Annotated in this window: 16 protein-coding genes and 1 pseudogene; 6 read left to right on the top strand and 11 right to left on the bottom strand. The window is 70.4% G+C overall.

Annotation, left to right across the window (positions count from 1 at the left end; genetic code table 11):
- Positions 1-42 precede the first annotated feature (42 nt).
- Together AB0K60_RS33985 and AB0K60_RS33980 are read right to left on the bottom strand one after the other, a co-directional pair.
- Positions 43-849, bottom strand: coding sequence for an SRPBCC family protein (locus AB0K60_RS33985; RefSeq protein ID WP_364064701.1), 807 nt, complete (start codon positions 847-849; stop codon positions 43-45).
- Between the two features lie 162 nt (positions 850-1,011).
- Positions 1,012-1,860 (bottom strand): helix-turn-helix transcriptional regulator, encoded by an 849-nt coding sequence (locus AB0K60_RS33980; RefSeq protein WP_364064699.1) that lies wholly within the window; start codon positions 1,858-1,860, stop codon positions 1,012-1,014.
- Positions 1,861-2,009: 149 nt separating this feature from the next.
- Between AB0K60_RS33980 and AB0K60_RS33975 the strand changes: the two genes are divergently transcribed.
- Positions 2,010-2,930, top strand: a complete 921-nt coding sequence (locus tag AB0K60_RS33975; protein ID WP_364064696.1) for an NADP-dependent oxidoreductase — start codon at positions 2,010-2,012, stop codon at positions 2,928-2,930.
- A 15-nt stretch (positions 2,931-2,945) separates the two neighbouring features.
- Here AB0K60_RS33975 and AB0K60_RS33970 read toward each other — a convergent pair whose 3' ends face one another.
- Genes AB0K60_RS33970 through AB0K60_RS33960 form a run of 3 tightly spaced genes read right to left on the bottom strand, consistent with a single transcriptional unit; the run spans position 2,946 to position 6,290 of the window.
- Positions 2,946-4,127 (bottom strand): amidohydrolase family protein, encoded by a 1,182-nt coding sequence (locus AB0K60_RS33970; RefSeq protein WP_364064693.1) that lies wholly within the window; start codon positions 4,125-4,127, stop codon positions 2,946-2,948.
- Entirely contained in the window at positions 4,127-4,834 is a 708-nt protein-coding gene (locus tag AB0K60_RS33965; protein WP_364064690.1) for a nuclear transport factor 2 family protein, read from the bottom strand. Before AB0K60_RS33965 ends, AB0K60_RS33970 begins: the two co-directional genes overlap by 1 nt.
- 10 nt (positions 4,835-4,844) lie before the next feature.
- Positions 4,845-6,290, bottom strand: a complete 1,446-nt coding sequence (locus AB0K60_RS33960; RefSeq protein ID WP_364064687.1) for a carotenoid oxygenase family protein — start codon at positions 6,288-6,290, stop codon at positions 4,845-4,847.
- 91 nt (positions 6,291-6,381) lie between these two features.
- Between AB0K60_RS33960 and AB0K60_RS33955 the strand changes: the two genes are divergently transcribed.
- Positions 6,382-7,131, top strand: coding sequence for an IclR family transcriptional regulator (locus tag AB0K60_RS33955; RefSeq protein ID WP_364064684.1), 750 nt, complete (start codon positions 6,382-6,384; stop codon positions 7,129-7,131).
- 132 nt (positions 7,132-7,263) lie between these two features.
- Here AB0K60_RS33955 and AB0K60_RS33950 read toward each other — a convergent pair whose 3' ends face one another.
- Both AB0K60_RS33950 and AB0K60_RS33945 read right to left on the bottom strand, forming a co-directional pair.
- A complete protein-coding gene (locus tag AB0K60_RS33950) occupies positions 7,264-8,661 on the bottom strand; it encodes an aminobutyraldehyde dehydrogenase (RefSeq protein ID WP_364064681.1) in 1,398 nt (465 codons plus the stop codon).
- A 336-nt stretch (positions 8,662-8,997) separates the two neighbouring features.
- Complete coding sequence (locus tag AB0K60_RS33945; RefSeq protein ID WP_364064678.1) at positions 8,998-10,371, bottom strand: FAD-dependent oxidoreductase; 1,374 nt, start codon at positions 10,369-10,371, stop codon at positions 8,998-9,000.
- A 142-nt stretch (positions 10,372-10,513) separates the two neighbouring features.
- Between AB0K60_RS33945 and AB0K60_RS33940 the strand changes: the two genes are divergently transcribed.
- Genes AB0K60_RS33940 through AB0K60_RS33930 form a run of 3 tightly spaced genes read left to right on the top strand, consistent with a single transcriptional unit; the run spans position 10,514 to position 13,239 of the window.
- On the top strand, positions 10,514-11,152 hold the full coding sequence (locus AB0K60_RS33940) for a TetR/AcrR family transcriptional regulator (protein ID WP_364064675.1): 639 nt from the start codon (positions 10,514-10,516) through the stop codon (positions 11,150-11,152).
- Complete coding sequence (locus AB0K60_RS33935; RefSeq protein ID WP_364064672.1) at positions 11,153-12,256, top strand: hypothetical protein; 1,104 nt, start codon at positions 11,153-11,155, stop codon at positions 12,254-12,256.
- Between the two features lie 38 nt (positions 12,257-12,294).
- Positions 12,295-13,239 carry an SIS domain-containing protein gene (locus tag AB0K60_RS33930; protein ID WP_364064669.1) on the top strand — a complete coding sequence of 315 codons (945 nt, stop codon included), beginning with the start codon at positions 12,295-12,297 and terminating at the stop codon, positions 13,237-13,239.
- 342 nt (positions 13,240-13,581) lie between these two features.
- On the opposite strand, the gene AB0K60_RS33925 is transcribed toward AB0K60_RS33930, so the two are convergent.
- Positions 13,582-13,731 carry an Arc family DNA-binding protein gene (locus AB0K60_RS33925; RefSeq protein WP_364064666.1) on the bottom strand — a complete coding sequence of 50 codons (150 nt, stop codon included), beginning with the start codon at positions 13,729-13,731 and terminating at the stop codon, positions 13,582-13,584.
- A 37-nt stretch (positions 13,732-13,768) separates the two neighbouring features.
- Here AB0K60_RS33925 and AB0K60_RS33920 point away from each other — a divergent pair, with 37 nt between their 5' ends.
- A complete protein-coding gene (locus tag AB0K60_RS33920) occupies positions 13,769-14,920 on the top strand; it encodes a transposase (RefSeq protein WP_364064663.1) in 1,152 nt (383 codons plus the stop codon).
- 182 nt (positions 14,921-15,102) lie between these two features.
- Here the strand turns inward: AB0K60_RS33920 and AB0K60_RS33915 are convergent, their stop codons facing one another.
- From AB0K60_RS33915 to AB0K60_RS33905, 3 genes and pseudogenes are all read right to left on the bottom strand, one after another.
- Complete coding sequence (locus AB0K60_RS33915; RefSeq protein WP_364064660.1) at positions 15,103-16,248, bottom strand: methyltransferase domain-containing protein; 1,146 nt, start codon at positions 16,246-16,248, stop codon at positions 15,103-15,105.
- Positions 16,249-16,831: 583 nt separating this feature from the next.
- The gene (locus AB0K60_RS33910) at positions 16,832-17,095 is read right to left on the bottom strand and encodes a hypothetical protein (RefSeq protein ID WP_364064657.1); all 264 of its coding nucleotides are present in this window, start codon (positions 17,093-17,095) and stop codon (positions 16,832-16,834) included.
- Positions 17,096-17,275: 180 nt separating this feature from the next.
- A pseudogene (locus AB0K60_RS33905) lies at positions 17,276-17,628 on the bottom strand (hypothetical protein); the annotation flags it as partial.

Raw genomic sequence — 17,628 nt, 5'->3', positions numbered from 1 at the left:
TGACCCGCAGATATCCAGACCTTTGCGGACACAGCGTCCGGGTCACTTGGCGGCGAGCCTCCGAATCAGCCAGATCACCAGGCCGATCGCGGCGAGCACGCCCAGCGCCGGAAGCACCCGCTTCAGCACGGGCGCGCCCGCGACCTCCAGCAGGTCGAGCGCCTCCTCCTCGGCGGTACGCGAGGCACGCGTGGCCGCGCCGGGCCGCTCGCGCTCCGACGGCACCGCCGCCAGATGCCGCTGCTCGCTCGTCTTCGCCTCGGCCGCGGGCGCGGCGGCCGCTTCACCCTGCTGGGCCGTACCGGCGGCTCCGGCGGTCGCGGTCTCAGCGGTCGCGGCTTCGGCAGGCGCGGTCTCAGCGGGCACGGCTTCGGGGGCCGCGGCCTCGGCGGGCGCGGTCTCCCCCCGCAGCAGCTCGGCGAGGTTCTCGGCGAACCGGTCGATCAGCTTGCCCCCGACCTCGGCCATGACCCCCCGCCCGAACTGCGCCGGCCGCCCGGTCACGTTGAACGAGGTCTCCACCTTCACCTTGGTGTGCCCGCCCTCGTCCAGCAGCCGCGCGTGCACGGTGGCGTTGGCCGTCCCCGACCCCCGGGACTCCCGCCCGGCCGCCTTCATCGTGACCGAGTGAGCGTCCTTGTCGATGTCCTCGAAGCTCGCCTTCCCGTTGTACGTCACGGTGATCGGCCCGACCTTCACCTTCATCCGCCCGGTGAAGTCGGTCCCCTCGACGCTGTCCACGGCCGCCCCGGGCAAACAGGGCGCCACCCGCTCGACGTCCAACAGCACCGGCCACGCCTGCTCGACCGGCACCGGCACCGTGAACTCGTGCTCAAACCGCATCGCCATAAAAGACTCCTGTTCTGCCGATCGAGTCTCCCCTGCCTGCCGACCCTATGACCCTCTACCCGGACGCCGCCACTTGCCTCCCCAACGGTGGAAGTCTTGCCCCTCGCACCCGACGTCCCAGGTCGTCCCAGGATCGTCCCAGGGTCGTCCCAGGTCACAGCCTCACGTGTGGTGGGAGTGGTCCGGCCCGAGGACGCGCAGAAGCTCCAGCCGATCGACGCCGCCGCCACCCGGCGACGGAGTGTAGATCGCCAAGCGCTGGTCCTCGGATGGAGTGAGCAGGATCTCCAAGTCGAACATGATCGGCCCGAGGCGCGGGTGGATGACCCGCATGCGGCTCTTGCGGCGTACGGCGACCTCGTGCAGTTCCCAGAGCGCGCTGAACTCGGCGCTGGCGGCGTGCAGCCGCCTGACGAGCGCGGTGGCCGCCGGATCGTTGCCCCGGCGGGTGACGGCCGCGCGCAGGTCCGCCACGTGCACCCGGCTGAGATGATCACGCTCCTCCGGCGGGTAGGCCGCGCGGACCGCCGGGTTGGTGAACCAGAGCACCAGGATGTTGCGGTCCGGCTCCTCGACCGTGCAGACGCAGCCGAAAAGCGCCTCCGCCATACGGTTGTGCGCCAGCAGGTCGCCGAGGTCGCTGAGGATCTGGGCCGGGGTCTCCTCAAGCCGGTCGAGCAGGTACAGCAGGCCGGGCCGTACGTGCTGTCCGGCGAGCCGTCCCGTCGGCGGGTGGTGGCCGGCGAGCAGGTAGAGGTGGTCGCGTTCGTCCTCGGTGAACCGCAGGGCGCGGGCGAGCGAGGCGAGGATCTGGACCGAGGGCTGCGGGCTGCGCGCCTGCTCCAGCCGCATGTAGTAGTCGGCCGACATGTCGGCGAGCTGGGAGACCTCCTCCCTGCGCAGCCCGGGGGTACGGCGTCGCCGCCCGGTCTTCAGCCCCACGTCCGACGGGCTGAGCCGTTCCCGGGACCGACGGAGGAAATCGGCCAGCTCACGGCGGTCCATTTCCATACCCGGAATAGTGGCATGCGGGGATGTCCGTAGCCACGGATTCCCGATCCTAGGGAAACCAGGCCACTGCATGTCCGCGTCCGCCCGTGGAAACGTGATCGGTGCCCGGCAGACCGGGTTTCCGAAACGAGACGAAGGAGAAGCGGGCCATGCCGAAGGCCGTGAGATTCGACGAGTACGGCGGAGTCGACGTGTTGCGGGTTGCCGAGGTCGAGCGGCCCGTCCCCGGACCGGGCCAGGTGCTCGTCCGGGTGAAGGCCGCGGGCATCAACCCCGGCGAGGCGGGCATCCGCGAGGGCGTCTTCCACGACCGCTACCCGGCCACGTTCCCGTCGGGCCAGGGCAGCGACTTCGCCGGCGTGATCGAGGAGGTCGGCGAGGGCGCCGGCCGGTTCGCCGCCGGGGACGAGGTGATCGGCTTCACCAACAACCGCGCCAGCCACGCCGAGTACGTCGTCGCCGAGGTCGGCGAGCTGACCCCCAAGCCGGCCGAGGTGCCGTGGGAGGCCGCCGGCGCGCTGTTCGTCGCGGGCACGACCGCGTACGCGTCGCTCCGGGCCGTCGCGGCGGGGACCGGCGACACCCTCGTCGTCTCCGGCGCGGCGGGCGGCGTCGGCGCGATCACCGTGCAGCTGGCCAGGCACGCGGGGGCCACGGTGATCGGCCTGGCGAGCGAGCCCAACCACGCCTGGCTGGCCGACCGCGGCGTGATCCCCGTCGCGTACGGCGAGGGCGTCGCCGACCGCGTCCGCGAGGCGTCCGGCGGCAGGATCGACGCCTTCATCGACACCTTCGGCTCCGGCTACGTCGACCTCGCGATCGAACTCGGCGTCCGGCCCGACCGCATCAACACGATCATCGACTGGGCCGCGGTCGCGAAACACGGCGTCAAGGCCAAGGGGAACGGGGACGCCGCGACCGCCGAGGTCCTCGCCGAACTCGCCGATTTGATCGCCAAGGGCGCGCTTGAGGTTCCGATCGCCCGCGTCTACCCGCTCGCGGAGGTCCGCGAGGCGTACCGGGAGCTCGCCCGCCGGCACACCCGAGGCAAGATCGTCCTGGTGCCCTGACCGGTCCCGGCCGCGTCAGGCCGGGCGGAAGGAGTCGCGGGGGTCCGGGGCGGCAGGACCCTCGCCGTGCCGTGCGACGTGACCGACCCCCGCTCGGTCCGGGAACCGTTCGCCCGTTGGGGGGACGCCATGCTCGCCGGGCAGGTCGAGGCGGAACACCTCGATCGCGTTCGTCTCGTAGAAGCGGCGCAGCTCGGGCGGGCTCATCGGCAGCGCGTCCTGCGCTCGCACCTCGTCCGGGACGTACTGGTAGGGGTAGTCCATCGCGTACATGACCCGGTCGGCCCCGACCACCTCGCGGCAGAACATGATCGCGGGGGCCCAGGCCATGCCGCTGGTGGTGATCCAGATGTTGCGCCGGAAGTACTCGCTCACGGTCAGCTCAAGCGGGCGCAACGTCGCGTACCGGGCCGCGCGGACCTGCGCGGCGTGCATGTAGTCCAGCCGATACAGCCAGTACGGCAGCGCCTCCCCGAGATGACCCACGACCACCCGCAACGCGGGGAACCGATCGAACACGCCCTTCACGATCATGCGCAGCAGGTGCATGCCCGTCTCGACGCCGAACCCGAAGATCGCTCCGTCGAGTCCGCATTCGAGCATGGGCCGGATCATGTCGCGTGGCGGCGTCTGCGGATGCAGGTAGATCGGCACGTCCAGCGCCTCGGCCGCCTCCAGAATCGGATAGAAGCGCTCCTCGTCCAGATAGTGGCCCTTGATGTGGGAGTTGCAGATCAGCCCCTTGAGCCCCAGTTCCTTCACGCCGCGCTCCAGCTCGGCCACCGCCGACGGGGCGTCCTCGAAACCGACCGCCGCCAGGCCCGAGAAGCGGCTCGGGTGTGCCCGGCACGCCTCGGCGATGCGCTCGTTGGCGAGGGCCGCGACGTCCCGCGCCCGCGCCGGGTCGAACACCTGCGTGCCCGGGGCGGTGAGCGACAGCACCGCGTGGTCGACGCCGGCCGCGTCCATGTCCGCCAGCCGTTCCTCGCCCAGGTCGGCGAGCTTGCGCCGTACCGACGCGGGGCGCTCGGCGTCGCTGCGCAGGTAGAAACCGACCAGGCTCTCGAACCCCGGGTCCACGTCGGGTCCGTCGAGCAGATCGCCGTACAGCGCGAGCATCTCGGGCGGCGCGTACGCCTCCTCGGTGGCGATGCGCAGGTAGCCGACGCCGCCGCCGGTGGTGAGGGGAGTCGCCATCAGATCGCCTTTCCGTCCGCCGGGTCCCACTCCGCGCCCGTGACCGGATGCGGGTAGTGGAACGGGATCGTGTCGGTGACCGGGAAGAGCTGGAAGTCGCCGACGATCTCGTCCGGACCGACGGGATCGGCCGGATACGTCTCGGTCGCGATGACCGCGGTCATCGGGTCGGTGCGCGCCCAGCCCTGGCCGTACTCGCCGTGCCACACCGGCCGGTACTCCAGCCGCTGGAACTTCCAGACGCCGTCCTCGTTGACGTACCGGTTCTCGTAGATTCCGCCCTCCCACCACTGCTCGTAGGAGACCTTGCCGGGGAAGGTGTCGTGGACGGACTTGTGCAGCCCGGCCTGCATGACGCTGCGGAACCTCGCCCGCGCCGTGCGCAGATCAGGCGAAACGGTCACCACGTCCTGCAGTTGCGGGTGGTCGAGCAGGAACCCGATCATCGGCCCGTTGTGCCCCCGGACGAACCGCTGCCCGAACCGGCCGATGTACAGCCGCTCGACCCCGGCGCGTCCCTTGTACAGGCCGCCGCAGAAGTACACCTCGCCCTCGTCGCTGAACAGCTCGGTCACCTCGCGATAGTGGCATTTGTCCAGGTAGTACCCGTACATGTGCTGAAGTCGCCGGATCGCCTGCTGGGCTTCGAGTACGGCGACGCGGTGCGCGAGGTCCGCGACGACGGCCTTCAGATCCTCATCGCTCACGACGGCCTCCTCAGGCGGTGCGGGTGGCGAGTTCGGCGGCGGAGACCCAGTTGCCGTGCACGCCCATGCGGACGCGCATCGGCAGGGAAAGCGTGCAGACCGGCTCCCCGTCCAGGTGGCGCGAATCGAGGATGACCAGGTCGCTGCGCATCTCGGCGCGACGGGCGACGACGACGAGGACATAGCCGACCCCGGGCGGCGCGTCCGGGGCCGCGGGGACGAAGATCCCCTCGCCGAGGGTGCGGTGGTCGCCCGGGTAGTAGATCTGCTGCCGGCCGGTCTCCAGGTCGATGCCGCTGAGCCAGCGGAAGCCGCCGCCGGGCGCGGTGCGGCCGGGGACGTCGGTGAGCAGCATCAAGCCCCACGAGTACGGCAGCGTCTCCTGCCGGTCGTCCATCCGGGGGAACTCGCCGGGCAGCCCGCTCAGCCGGGTCTCGGTGAACCCGCGGCCCTCGCCCAGGGTGTCGATCGTCCACCGCGACAGGTAGCCCTTCGACCGCACCGGGTCGTACGGCGCGCCGGTCAGGTCGGGGAACCAGGGGAAGTAGTTGGTCGCCCCCACCGGCGTGTCGATGTGGATGTACCGGCCGTCGTCGTACGCCCCCATGATGTGGCTGGCGAACCGGTTGCTCCCCTTGTACCAGCGCAGATCCTTCGCCGAGCCCTTGCGCGGCAGCACGCCGAGGTAGACGTCCTCGTCCGGATCCCACTGGAAGTACGGCTCGCCCTTCTTCACCCACTCGATGTCGCTGCGCAGCGGAATGATGGGGAAGACGACGAAGTTCTGAGTCACCGCCCAGTCGTGCACCATGCTGGTGTACGGCGCCTCGATCCACGTCTCGTGGATGAGCCGCCCGGAGGCGTCCGCCTCGTAGTAGGCGATGTCCGGCGTTCCCGGCCCCTTGGCCTCGTACCCGAAGAACACCATCTCCCCGGTGACCGGGTCGAACTTGGGGTGCGCGGTCGCCGTGCGCGAGGTGAGCGACCCCTCGAAGTCGTACTCGCCGATCGCCTCCAGCGTGTCCGGGTCGAGCAGGATCGGCGGCGAGTCCTCCTTGGTCGCGTACAGCCTGCCGCCGTGGAAGAACACGTTGGTGTTCCCGAGCCCCCGGCTCAGCCCCGCGACCGACGGATCGTCGTCGAACGGGTTCCGGTAGGCGCCGAACAGCGCCCGGCCCGCCTCCTGCTCGGCGACGAACCGCGGCGTGCGCACGTACCGGCTCTTGAAATCGACCCGCCCCTTCCGGAACCGGAACGAGATGATCATGCCGTCGCCGTTGAACAGCTCCAGGTCGTTCTCCACGTACGAGGGCCACTGGCGATCGGCCACGCACCGGTAGAAGGTCCCGTCGAGATGCTCCGGCACCTCGCCCTGCGTCACCTGCACTCCGCGAATGTCCGCCTCGACCCGCATCGGCGCGTCGAAGGGATCTCTCGGCGGCGGAAATCTGACCATCACACCTCCCTGCAACGGAGTGATAGACGTCACACTCCCGTCTGACAAGAAAGCCCTGGGTCTTTTCGGCTATGTGGAAAAAGCTGGCCGTATGAACTCGGCGGAGTACGCTCTGCGCACGGTTCTCCTGGTGGCGGAGCGCGGCTCGATCAGCGTGACCGAGCTGGCGCTGGCGCTGGACGTCGCCCCGTCCACGGCCCACCGAGTCCTGGCCAACTGCCGCAACAGCGGCTTCGTGCGGCAGGACGCCCGAGGCGGGCCGTACGTCGCCGGTCCCGCCCTGAACGAGATCGCCCTGCTCGCCTCCCGCCCGGTACGGCTCCGCGACGCCGTCGACGCCGTCCTGCACGACCTGCACGAGGAGACCGGCGAAACCGTCGGCGTCATGATCCTCGAAGGCCGCAACGCCCGCACGGTGCAGAGCCTCACCGGCACCCCGCCGCGCGCCATCGGCCCCCGCCTCGGCCGGGTCTTCCCCGCCCACCTGGTCGCCGGAGGCAAGGCGATGCTCGCCGCCGAACCCCGCGACCACCTGCTGCGCCGCTTCCCCGGCCGCGAACTGCCCCCCGCCCCCGACGGCACGCGGCGCCCCTGGCCGGACTTCGAACGCGAACTCCGACTGATCCGCCACCGCGGCTGGGCCTACGCGATCGGCGACGCCGACCCGCTGATCAGCGCCGTCGCCGCCCCCCTGGTCCTGGCCAGCGGCGATCCGGTCGCGGCGATCACGGTGGTGATGCCTCGTGCCCGGCTCGGCACCCGGGCCGAGATCGAGCGGTTTACCGGCCCGCTCCTGCGGACCGCCGCCCGCGCGCAGTCCCGCCTGCGCGGGGGCGGATGACGCCGCCTTCTTCGCCGGGCAGGAGGCGATCGACGAGGGCGTTGAGCGTCTTGGTTTTGAGTGTTTCGGCGTCGTGCGGGCCGAGCCGGTCCAGCAGCGGCGTCGGCCGGCCCTGCGACGGCCTGACCCGCGTCAGGCCGGGCGGAAGGAGTCGCGGGGCTCCGGGGCGGCATGCTTGATCATGAGGTGCCGGGTGACCGAGTACTCCCGCACCGCCTCCTGGCTCATGTCCTTGCCGAATCCGCTGCCCTTGACGCCGCCGTGCGGTGCCTCCGACGCGATCGGCAGGTGGTCGTTGACCCAGGTCACGCCCACGTCGAGGCGGTGGGACACGCGCAGCGCCCGCGCCACGTCCTGCGACCAGACCGACGAGGCCAGTCCGTACGGCGTGTCGTTGGCGAGCCGTACCGCCTCGTCCTCGTCGTCGAAGGGCAGGGCCACGAGCACCGGCCCGAAGATCTCGCCCTGGACGATCTCGCTTGACTGGTCGGCGTCCGCGATGAGCGTCGGCGCGTAGTAGAACCCCGGCCCGTCGATCGGCGCGCCGCCGCACACGACCCGCCCCGACGCCCGCGTCACGAACCCGTGAACCCGGTCCCGGTGAGCCTGCGAGATCAGCGGTCCGATGTCGGTGTTCTCGCCCCAGGGGTCGCCCGGCCGTACGCGGGTGAGGGCCTCGCGCAGCGCCTCCACCGCCTCGGCGTACCGGGACCGCTCGATGTAGACGCGGGTGGCGGCGGTGCAGTCCTGGCCGGTGTTGTACGTGGCCCCCAGCACCACGCCCGCCGCCATGTCCTCCAGCGACGCGTCGGCGAACACCAGCGCCGGGGCCTTGCCGCCCAGTTCGAGATGGACCCGCTTGAGCCCGTCGACCGCGCCCCGCATGACGGCGCGGCCGGTCTGCGTCGAGCCGGTGACGCTGACCATGTCCACGCCCGGGTCGGTGACCAGCGCCTGTCCCGTCTCCGCCCCGCCGGTCACCACCCGCAGCAGCCCCTCCGGCGCGCCCGCCTCGGCGAACAGCTCGGCCAGGCGCAGCGTCGTGCGCGGCGTGGCGGGCGCGGGCTTGATGACGACGGCGTTGCCTGCCGCGATCGCCGGCCCGATCTTCCACACGGCCATGATGAACGGGAAGTTCCACGGCGCGATCGCGCCGACGACCCCGACCGGCCGCCTGATCAGCACCGAGGTGTACCCGGCGCTGAGCACGCCCGCGCCGGTCCCCTCCAGCGACCTGGCCGCCCCGGCGAAGAAGCGCAGGTTGTCGATGGCGAACGGCAGCTCGCCGTCCCGGAACACGGGAGCGGGTTTGCCGGTCTCCTCGACCTCCAGCCGGGTGAGCTCGTCGGCGTCCCGCTCGACCAGGTCGGCCAGCCGCAGCAGCACCCGGGCACGCTCCGCGGGCGTCGCCTCACGCCACTGCTCGAACGCCTCCCGGGCCGCCCGCACGGCCGCCGCCACGCCGTCCGGGGACGTCTCGGGCACCTCGTCGAGAACATGCCCGTCCGCCGGATTAATCAAAGTCGTCATGGGTTCTCCCTGGAGTTCGCGATTTGGTGTTGTCCGCAGTGCCTCGCCAGTCTCGTCCTTTGGACTTCGAGATCTGGTGTTGTCCGGAGTGCCTTGCGGGTTTCGTCCTTTGGAGTTCGCGATTTGCTGTTGTCCGGAGTGCCTCGCCGGTCTCGTCCTCTGGAGTTCGCGACTTGCTGTTGTCCGGAGTGCCTCGCCGGTTTCGTCCTTGTGGGCGCCGCGACGGCGCGTTGGTGTACGGCGCTGACCGGCGCCACTTGGACGGCGCCCGACCCAAGGGACGTTCGTGGGCATCCCCAACAGCGGCAGTCGGCGGGTTTCCGTGGCCGGGACGTGCTAGCTGTCGAAGCCGACGCCGAAGCGGTCGAGCAACCGCAGCCAGGGCCCCCGCCGTCCCTCGTTCTCGTCCGCGCGGGCCAGCGCCTGCCGGGTGAGTTCGACCACCGGCCAGCGCAGCGGCTCCGGCGGGAACGGCACCGGATGCCGGCGGACCATTCCGAGCCGGGTCCGCTCGGTCGGGCGCCGCGCCAGCAGGTCGAGGCCGACCAGAGCGCCGAACCGGGACGCCCCCACGCCGAGGCCGGTGTATCCGAGCGCGTAGGCCACCCGGCCGCCCATCGCCGTACCGAAGAACGGGGTGAACCGGCTGGTCGAGTCGATCATGCCGCCCCACCGGTGGGTGAACCGCACGCCGTGGAGCTGCGGAAACGTCTCGAAGAAATGCCGCGCGAGCCGCCGATGCGTGGCCTCGCGCTGCTCGCTGCCCCCGCCGCCGAAGTTGTAGACGGCGTCGTACCCGCCCCACAGAATGCGTCCGTCGGCGGTGGGCCGGTAGTAGTGGAACCGGTTGCCCGCGTCGGTCAGCCCCTGCCGCTCCCGCCAGCCGATCGACTCCCACTGGGCGGGGGAGAGCGGCTCGGTGACGAGCACGTAGTCCCAGACCGGCAGCACGAAGGCCCGCAACCTGCGCAACGCCGGAGGAAACGCGTTGGTCGCCAGCAACACCTGCCCGGCGTTCACCACGCCCCGGCTCCGGGTCCGCACCTCGACGCCCGCCCACGCCCTGGCCAGCCCGGTCACCTCGGTCCCCTCATGAATGCGTACGCCGAGCCGTTCGGCGACCCTGGCCAGCCCCCAGGTGAGCGCGGCCGGGTCGACGAGGCCGCCGGTGCCGCGCAGGCGCAGCCCGCCGAGGTAGGTCGGCGAGTCGACGTCGGCGCACATCTCGTCGCGGTCCAGGAACACCGCGTCCTCGCCGTGCGCGCGGTGCAGCTTCTCGGCCTGCCGCAGCTCCTCCACCTGGTACGGCGCGACCGCCACCGTGGTCTTGCCGACCAGTCGCAGGTCGGCGTCGATGCCGTGTTCCGCGACGAACGCGGCGATCGCCGCGAGGTTGGCCCGCCCGAGCGCGAGCAGCGTCTCGATCTCGCCCGGCCACAGCCATGCCCCGTGCGCGAGCCCGTGGGTGAGCGAGTCGGAGATGAACCCGCCGTTGCGGCCGCTCGCGCCGTACGCGATCGACCGCTGCTCGACGAGGACGACGTCGCAGGCGGGATTCTCCTGCTTGGCCAGCACCGCGGCCCACAGGCCGGTGAGACCGCCGCCGACGATCAGCAGGTCGGCGGTGGTGTGGCCGCGCAGCGGCTCCCAGGGGCCGGGCGCTCCGGGCCGGTCGGTCCAGAAGACCCGGGGGGCGGCGTCCCCGATCACTTCGCGGCCTCCGAGCGGGTCGTCGGCGACGCGGCCGTGGGTGTCCTGGGCATCTGGGGATCCTCCGATCGCTTGTTGAAGCGAGATTCAAATATAGGCTGGTCAACCCGTCAAGCGCTGGGGGAGTATGGTGGCGCGGCAGATGAAGCGAGGTGTAATGGCGGAGCGCAAGAGCAAGGCGGACCGGCGGCGCGACCTCATCGACGCGGCCCGCCGCGCGATGATCCGGCACGGGTCGGAGGGCGTGCACCTCAACCAGATCGCCGAGGCGGCGGGCCTCACCTCCGGCGCGGTGCTGTACCACTACCCGAACGTGCGCGATCTGCTGATCGAGGCGCACCAGGCCGGCATGGAGCGCTTCTACGAGCAGCGGGTCAAGAAGATCAGCGGGGTCGCCGATCCGGTGCGCAAGCTGATCATCACGATCCGCTCCGGGCTGCCCGAGGGCTCCGACGACGCCGGCGTACGGCTGCTGTGCGAGCTCGGCGGCGCGGCCGGGCGCAACAGCGTGTACGCCACGCTGCTGACCACGCTGTTCGACCGGCAGGTGTCGATGTACCAGACGATCCTGGAGACGGGCGCGGCGCACGGCGTCTTCACGCTCGCGCAGGATTCGGAGGTCATCGCCCGCAACCTGGTCGCCCTTGAGGACGCGTACGGCTACCGCATCATCGCCCGCCACCATTCGATCGACCCGGAGAAGGCGGTCGAGCTCATCCTCGAATACGCCCGCCTGGCCACCGGCCACCCGCTCGATTTGAACGCGGATTCAGGAGCCTGAGTGGAAGCCTCGGGCTGGCCCCACGTCACGCGTCGCCCCGACGGGACGCTCGCCCTTGAAGTGGGGGAGGGCGTCACCTCGTCCGTCGTCCGGGCGCTGGCCGCCGGCGAGGCCCCGCCGCCGCCCTTCTCCGTGCGGGCGCTCGCGCCGCTGCCCGCCGTACCGGGGGGCGAACGGCCGATCACGGTGGACCAGACCCACCGCTCGGTGATCGTGGGTGAGACCGTGGTGGTCAAGTGGTTCCCCCGGCCGGTCCGCGGGCCGAACCCCGCCCCCGGCCTGCTCGCTCACCTGGCCGGGTTCGCCCGCACGGCCACGCCGTACGCGTGCGTTTTCTGGGAGGACGCGCTGGTCGCGCTGGTGACCGCCTACCTGCCCGACGCCCGGGACGGCTGGGAGTGGTGCGTGGACGAGGCCGAGGCCGGCCGCACCGGCTTCGCGGCCGAGATCGGCCGCCTCGCAGCCGAACTGCACCTGACGATGGCCACGCCGTCCGACACGTTCCCCCACCCGGTACGGCTGTCGCCCCCCGGCGCGGGAGCGTGGCCGGCGCGCGCCGAACAGGCACTGCGCGACGCCCTGACGCTGACGGACGGCGAGGACGGCGCCTGGCTGGCGGCCCACGCCGCGGACCTGCGCCGCGAACTCGCCCCGCTCACCCACGCGGCCCCCACCCCGCTCATCCGCATCCACGGCGACCTGCACGTCGGCCAGATCCTGCGCTGGCGGCACGGCTACGCGATCGTCGACTTCGACGGCAACCCGACGGTGACGGACGGCGAGGCGTTCCAGCCGGCGGCGCGCGACCTGGCCCAGCTCGGCACGAGCGTCGACCACGCGGGCCAGGTTGCCGTCCGCCGCAGAGGCGCCGACCCCGCGGCGACCGCGGCCTGGGCCGCCAGGTCACGCGACGAGCTGCGAGACGCCTACCTGGCCGCCCTGACCGAGGCGGGCCACCCCGAACTGCTGGACGCGACGCTGCTGCGGCCGTTCGAAATCGAGCAGGAATGCCGCGAGCTTATCTACGCGGCCCGCCACCTTCCCCGCTGGCGATACGCGCCCATGGGCGTGCTGCGTTCCTGGTTCTCACGTTCCTCGTTCTGACGTTCCTGGTTCTCAAACGATTGACCGCAAGGAGAAACGTGGACCCCGAGCTGTACCGCAAGGACCTCGAAGCCAAGCCCGAGGCCCTGAAGGCGCTGGCCGAAGCCCTCGACCGGACCGCCCCGTTCGCGGGCCTACCCAACCGTTTCGACCGGATCATCTTCCTCGGCATGGGCAGCTCCCGCTACGCCGCAGGCGTGGCCGCGCAACGCCTGCGCGCTGCCGGAACCGACGCGACGGCCGAGTACGCCTCCGCCACCCTCGGCACCCCGCCCGGCCCCAGCACCGTCGCCATCGCCATCTCGGCCACCGGCGGCAGCCGCGAGACCCTCGACGCCCTCGCCCGTCACACCGGCCGCTCCTTCACGGTGGCCCTCACCAACACGCCCGACTCACCCATCACCCAGACGACCGACCTCGTCGTCCCCATGCTGGCGGGCGAGGAACGCGGCGGCGTCGCCTGCCGCACCTTCCAGCACACCCTGGCCCTCCTGCTCACCCTCCTCCCCGGCGGCCACCGCCAGGTCGCCGACCTCGTACGCCGTGCCGCCGAGGCCACCGCCGACCTGCTCGACCGCCGCGACGAGTGGCTGCCCGAGGCGGTCGCACTCCTCGACGGCCCCGACGGCGTCTACACGATCGCCCCCGCCGAGCGCCTCTCCTCAGCAGAGCAGTCGGCCCTGATGTTCCGCGAGGGACCGCGCCGCCAAGCTGACGCCTGCGAAACCGGCGACTGGGCCCACGTGGACGTCTACCTCACCAAGACCCGCGACTACCGCGCCATCCTCTACACCGGCTCCCGCCACGACGAACAGGCGATGGAGTGGATCCGCGCCCGCGCCTCCACGGTCCTCGCGGTCGGCGGCGAGGCCCAGGGCCAGGCGGCCGCCATCCGCTACCGGCACGACGACGACCCCGACGTCGCCCTGCTGACCGAAACCCTGGTGGCCGAACTGATCGCCGCCGAACTCTGGAAGAGCTGACCAGCCGGGGGATGCTTGTAGAAGTACAGTTAATGTAACTGCACTTCTATATCCGTGGGGCGACCGGTCGATTTCGTGGCCGATGCGGGCCTTGGGGTTGTTGATTGACGCCGTGGTCATCGCCGTCATCGGCATCGCCGAAAACTCGAAGCCACCCCTGCTGGCCATCGGCGAGGCCAAGTGGACGACACCATGGGCATCCCCACATCGACCGCCTCCGCCACCTCCGCGACCTGATCGCCCAGACGGGCCGCTACCTGAGTCGTCCGCAGTGCTCCGGCCTTCAGGCCGGGGGTGAAGCGGACTCTCCCGCGTAGCGGGGCAGGGAAAGACGAATCGCCATCAAGGCGATTCGTCGTGCGCCTCGTCGGCGGCGAGCGCGATCTCAAGCAGGTGCACGATCTGAGAGTTCAGGGATCTTCGTTCGGTCTCGGCGCGGGCGGCCACCCGGGTGTGGACGTCATCGGGGAGCCGGAGCGTAATCCGAATCATGACACCATCGTAGTGTCACACCGGGTAAGATCGAACCGTGCAGCTCAGGTACAACTTCCGCCTCTACCCGACCCCTGGTCAGCGTCGCGCGCTGGCCAAGGCGTTCGGGTGCGCGCGGACGGTGTACAACGACGGGCTGCGCGCCCGGCAGGACGCCTACGAGCAAGGGCTGCCGTACATCTCCGATGGCGAGCTGTCCAGGCGGGTCATCACCGAGGCGAAGAAGGCCCCGGAGCGGGCCTGGCTGGGCGAGGTCTGCGCGGTGGTGCTCCAGCAGGCACTGGCCGACCTGAACACCGCCTACCGCAACTTCTTCGCCTCCCTGTCCGGCAAGCGCAAGGGCCCGGGCATCGCCCCGCCCCGGTTCCGGTCTCGCAAGGACAACCGGCAGGCGATTCGCTTCACCCGCAACGCCCGCTTCGCGGTCACGGCGGGCGGGAGGCTGCGCCTGCCGAAGATCGGCGACGTTACGGTGAAGTGGTCCCGCCGCCTGCCGTCCGAGCCGTCGAGCGTGACGGTGGTCAAGGACGCGGCCGGTCGGTACTTCGCCTCGTTCGTGGTCGAGGTCGCCGCCGAGTCGCTGCCGCGGACGGCCGCCGAGGTCGGGATCGACCTGGGGCTGAGGCATTTCGCGGTGCTGTCGGACGGCCGGAAGATCGGCAACCCCCGGTTTCTGCGCCGCGCCGAACGGCGGTTGCGCAAGGCGCAGCAGGCCCTGTCCCGCAAGGCGAAGGGGTCTGCGAACAGGAAGAAGGCCACCGTCAAGGTCGCCCGCGCTCACGTGAGGGTGGCCGACGCGCGCCGGGACTTCGCGCACAAGCTCTCCACCGCGATCATCCGCGAGAACCAAGCGGTGATGGTGGAGGACCTGGCGGTGAAGGGCCTGGCCCGCACGAAACTGGCCAAGTCCGTGCACGACGCCGGATGGTCGGCGTTCGTGAACATGCTGGCCTACAAGGCCGCCCGGTACGGCCGGACCCTGGTGAGGATCGACCGCTGGTTCCCCAGTTCGAAGCTGTGCTCGGCGTGCGGGGCGGTCGCCGAGTCCATGCCGCTGAACGTCCGGTCATGGGCCTGCCCGTGCGGGGCGGTCCACGACCGGGACGTCAACGCCGCCAAGAACATCCTGGCCGCCGGACGGGCGGACAGGTTAAACGCCTGCGGAGGGACCGTAAGACCCGCCGCCTAGCGGAGGGCGGGACCCGGTGAAACAGGAAGCCACAGAAGTGCCGCACACGCGGCACAGGCTGAATCCCCGGCCTTCAGGCCGGGGAGCGCGTCAAGACACCACCCACACCCTGGCCTGCTTCAGCGGCACCGGCTTCAACGACAAGGCCCGCGCCGCGGCCGACGCGTCACCCGACATCCACCTCATCGACCTGCCAACCCTGTACGGCCAAGCGTGACCGGATTATCCGGATGATCCAGCCACACGTACTGCCCCTCCGGCGTCACCATCAGCCCGAACCGCTCACGATCCGGCATGCCCAGCGACACCCAGCGCAGATACGCGGCCTCCAGCTCATCCCAGAGATTCCGTGGCCCCCGCTGGAACACCGTGACCCGCTCGTAGCCGGGTGTGTAGCGGGCCTGCGCGTCAGAGTCCTCCGACCACAGCCACAGCCGGAACCCGCCGCCGTCCTCATCGTCGGCATAGGAGCCGTAGACATCCGGCAGCATCCCGGCGATGGCGATGTCGGCTCCCACCGAGGACCGCACCACCCGGCGCGGGTCCAGCAAGGTCGTCGATTCCCGGTGTGATCCGCTCAGGCTCGGATGGACAACCCGCTGAGACCGCAGCGGCATATAACGAACCCCGCCGTGAAACCTGCCCACCGCCGTACCATCACCGGTGACCACCAGGCAGGTCAGGTGACCGCCCTCCCACCGTGGCATCCAGGGCATCACTATCACGCCGCCGGGCCGCGTCTGCTCCACCCACGCATAAGGAACGCTCGTGACTCCGGCCGTCACATGCACACGATCGTAAGGCGCACCTTCCGGCCACCCCTCGGCCCCGTCGCCCACGACCAACGACGGCGCATGACCGGCACTCCGCAGATTCTCCGCGGCCGACGCGGACACGTCCCGATCGATCTCCACACTGGTCACGTTCTCGTCCCCCAGCACGTGAGCCAGCAGTCCAGCGGTCCACCCCGTACCCGTACCGATCTCCAAAACCACGTCACCCTGGTACGGGTCAAGCAGATCCAGACTCCAGATCACCGCATCCGGCGAGGAACACGACGAGGTGTACTCGCCCTTTCCCGTCGTGATGTCCGCCCTGCCGTCGTCCAACTGCGTAATGATCGCCACCTCGTTGGAGTAGACGGCGTCCAGCCACTTCTCCTCATCCACCGCTCGGTCGATCGGATACCCCGCCCCGTCTTCCAGGTGGACCCAGGCCCTCTCCGGAATGAACAAGTGGCGCGGCACCGCCACCAGCGCGCCACGCCACCTGTCATCGAGCTCCGTCAACAGCTCGGTGAGAGCGGAAATACGCTCACCGATTCTCACTTGCCGTCCTTACTCCCCTTGCCACCGTGCTTGCCGGGGTCCTTGGGCCTGCTCCCGTTCGCACTGGCCGGCGTCTGCTTCGGCTTCTCCACCGGCTTGTCCGAAGGATTTCTGTCCGGGTCCTCATGCTTTCCCACCGTTGGGTACCCCTTCTCCTAAATGCTGGTGCCGGTCTCCTGTCATGGCGACACAGCACCTTCGAGAGTAGCGGAATTCGTGTTCACGCAATCACGGAATGTGATGAGAAGTGATGACCGCAGTCGATCTCCAGGGAAAGCGCTACTCCACCCCGGACACCGACACCGTGGGCAGCGACCACTCGGCTACCGTTGATCTGTGCAAACGGAACCCGGCGAGACGAACCTACCCAAAGTAAGTGCCCCGGCGACGAGAGCCTTGATCGGCGCAGGCTACACCCGTCTGGAGCAGCTCACCGAGACTACCGAGTCCGAGCTGCTCAAGCTGCACGGCATGGGACCGAAGGCCGTACGCATCCTCCGCGACGCACTCGCGGAACGAAACCTATCCTTCCGCCCCGAATAACACACGACCCGCCAACGCCCGCACGACGACTCGCAACTTGCTAGGGCTGGGGCTGGGGTTTGGGGGTGTCGTCGAAGAGGTCGTCGATGTGTGCGGCGTCAAGGGCGCGTTGCAGCCACAGGCCCAGGAGGGTGAGGTCCGTGCAGGTGCTGATCTGCCGGTGCCGGTCGGGGGGAACCTCGATGCCGCGCAGGCGGAGGACGGAGAGCACGGAGGACGCCACTCCTTCGGCTCGTGCCTCGGCTTGGCCTTTGCGGTAGAGGTTTTGTGCCCAGGGGCTGTTCTCGGTGATGTAGGTGGTCACGGTCTTTTCCAGAAGTCGACGGGTCCGCGGCGCGCGAGGACTTTTTTCATCACGGAGCGCGGCGTTCGAGGCAGGTATGGTCGGCCGCCGCGATCGCCTGCGGGTCCCGAGCATGGCGGGGCGGTGCACCCGTCGAAGTCGGAGGCTGGGCTGGGCGGTCTTGGGGCGTGTCGGCGTTCGCTAGGGCTGGGGCGGCGGTCCTGGAGTGTCGTCGAAGAGGTCGTCGATGTGGCCGGCGTCGAGGGCGCGTTGCAGCCACAGGCCCAGGAGGGTGAGGTCGGTGCAGGTGCTGATCTGCCGGTGCCGGTCGGGGGGAACCTCGATGCCGCGCAGGCGGAGGACGGAGAGCACGGAGGACGCCACTCCTTCGGCTTGTCCCTTTGCGTGGCCTTTCGCCTCTCCTCTCGCCTCTGCTTCGGCTTGGCCTTTGCGGTAGAGGTTTTGTGCCCAGGGGCTGTTCTCGGTGACGTAGGTGGTCACGGTTTCCTCCAGAAGCTGGCGGGTCGGCGGCGGGGCCATGTCGATAGTGTAAT

The organism is Thermopolyspora sp. NPDC052614 (assembly GCF_040678635.1).
Classification (GTDB): Bacteria; Actinomycetota; Actinomycetes; order Streptosporangiales; family Streptosporangiaceae; genus Thermopolyspora.
Note: the sequence above shows the minus strand (reverse complement) of the source record. Positions and strands in the feature narration are given on the sequence as shown.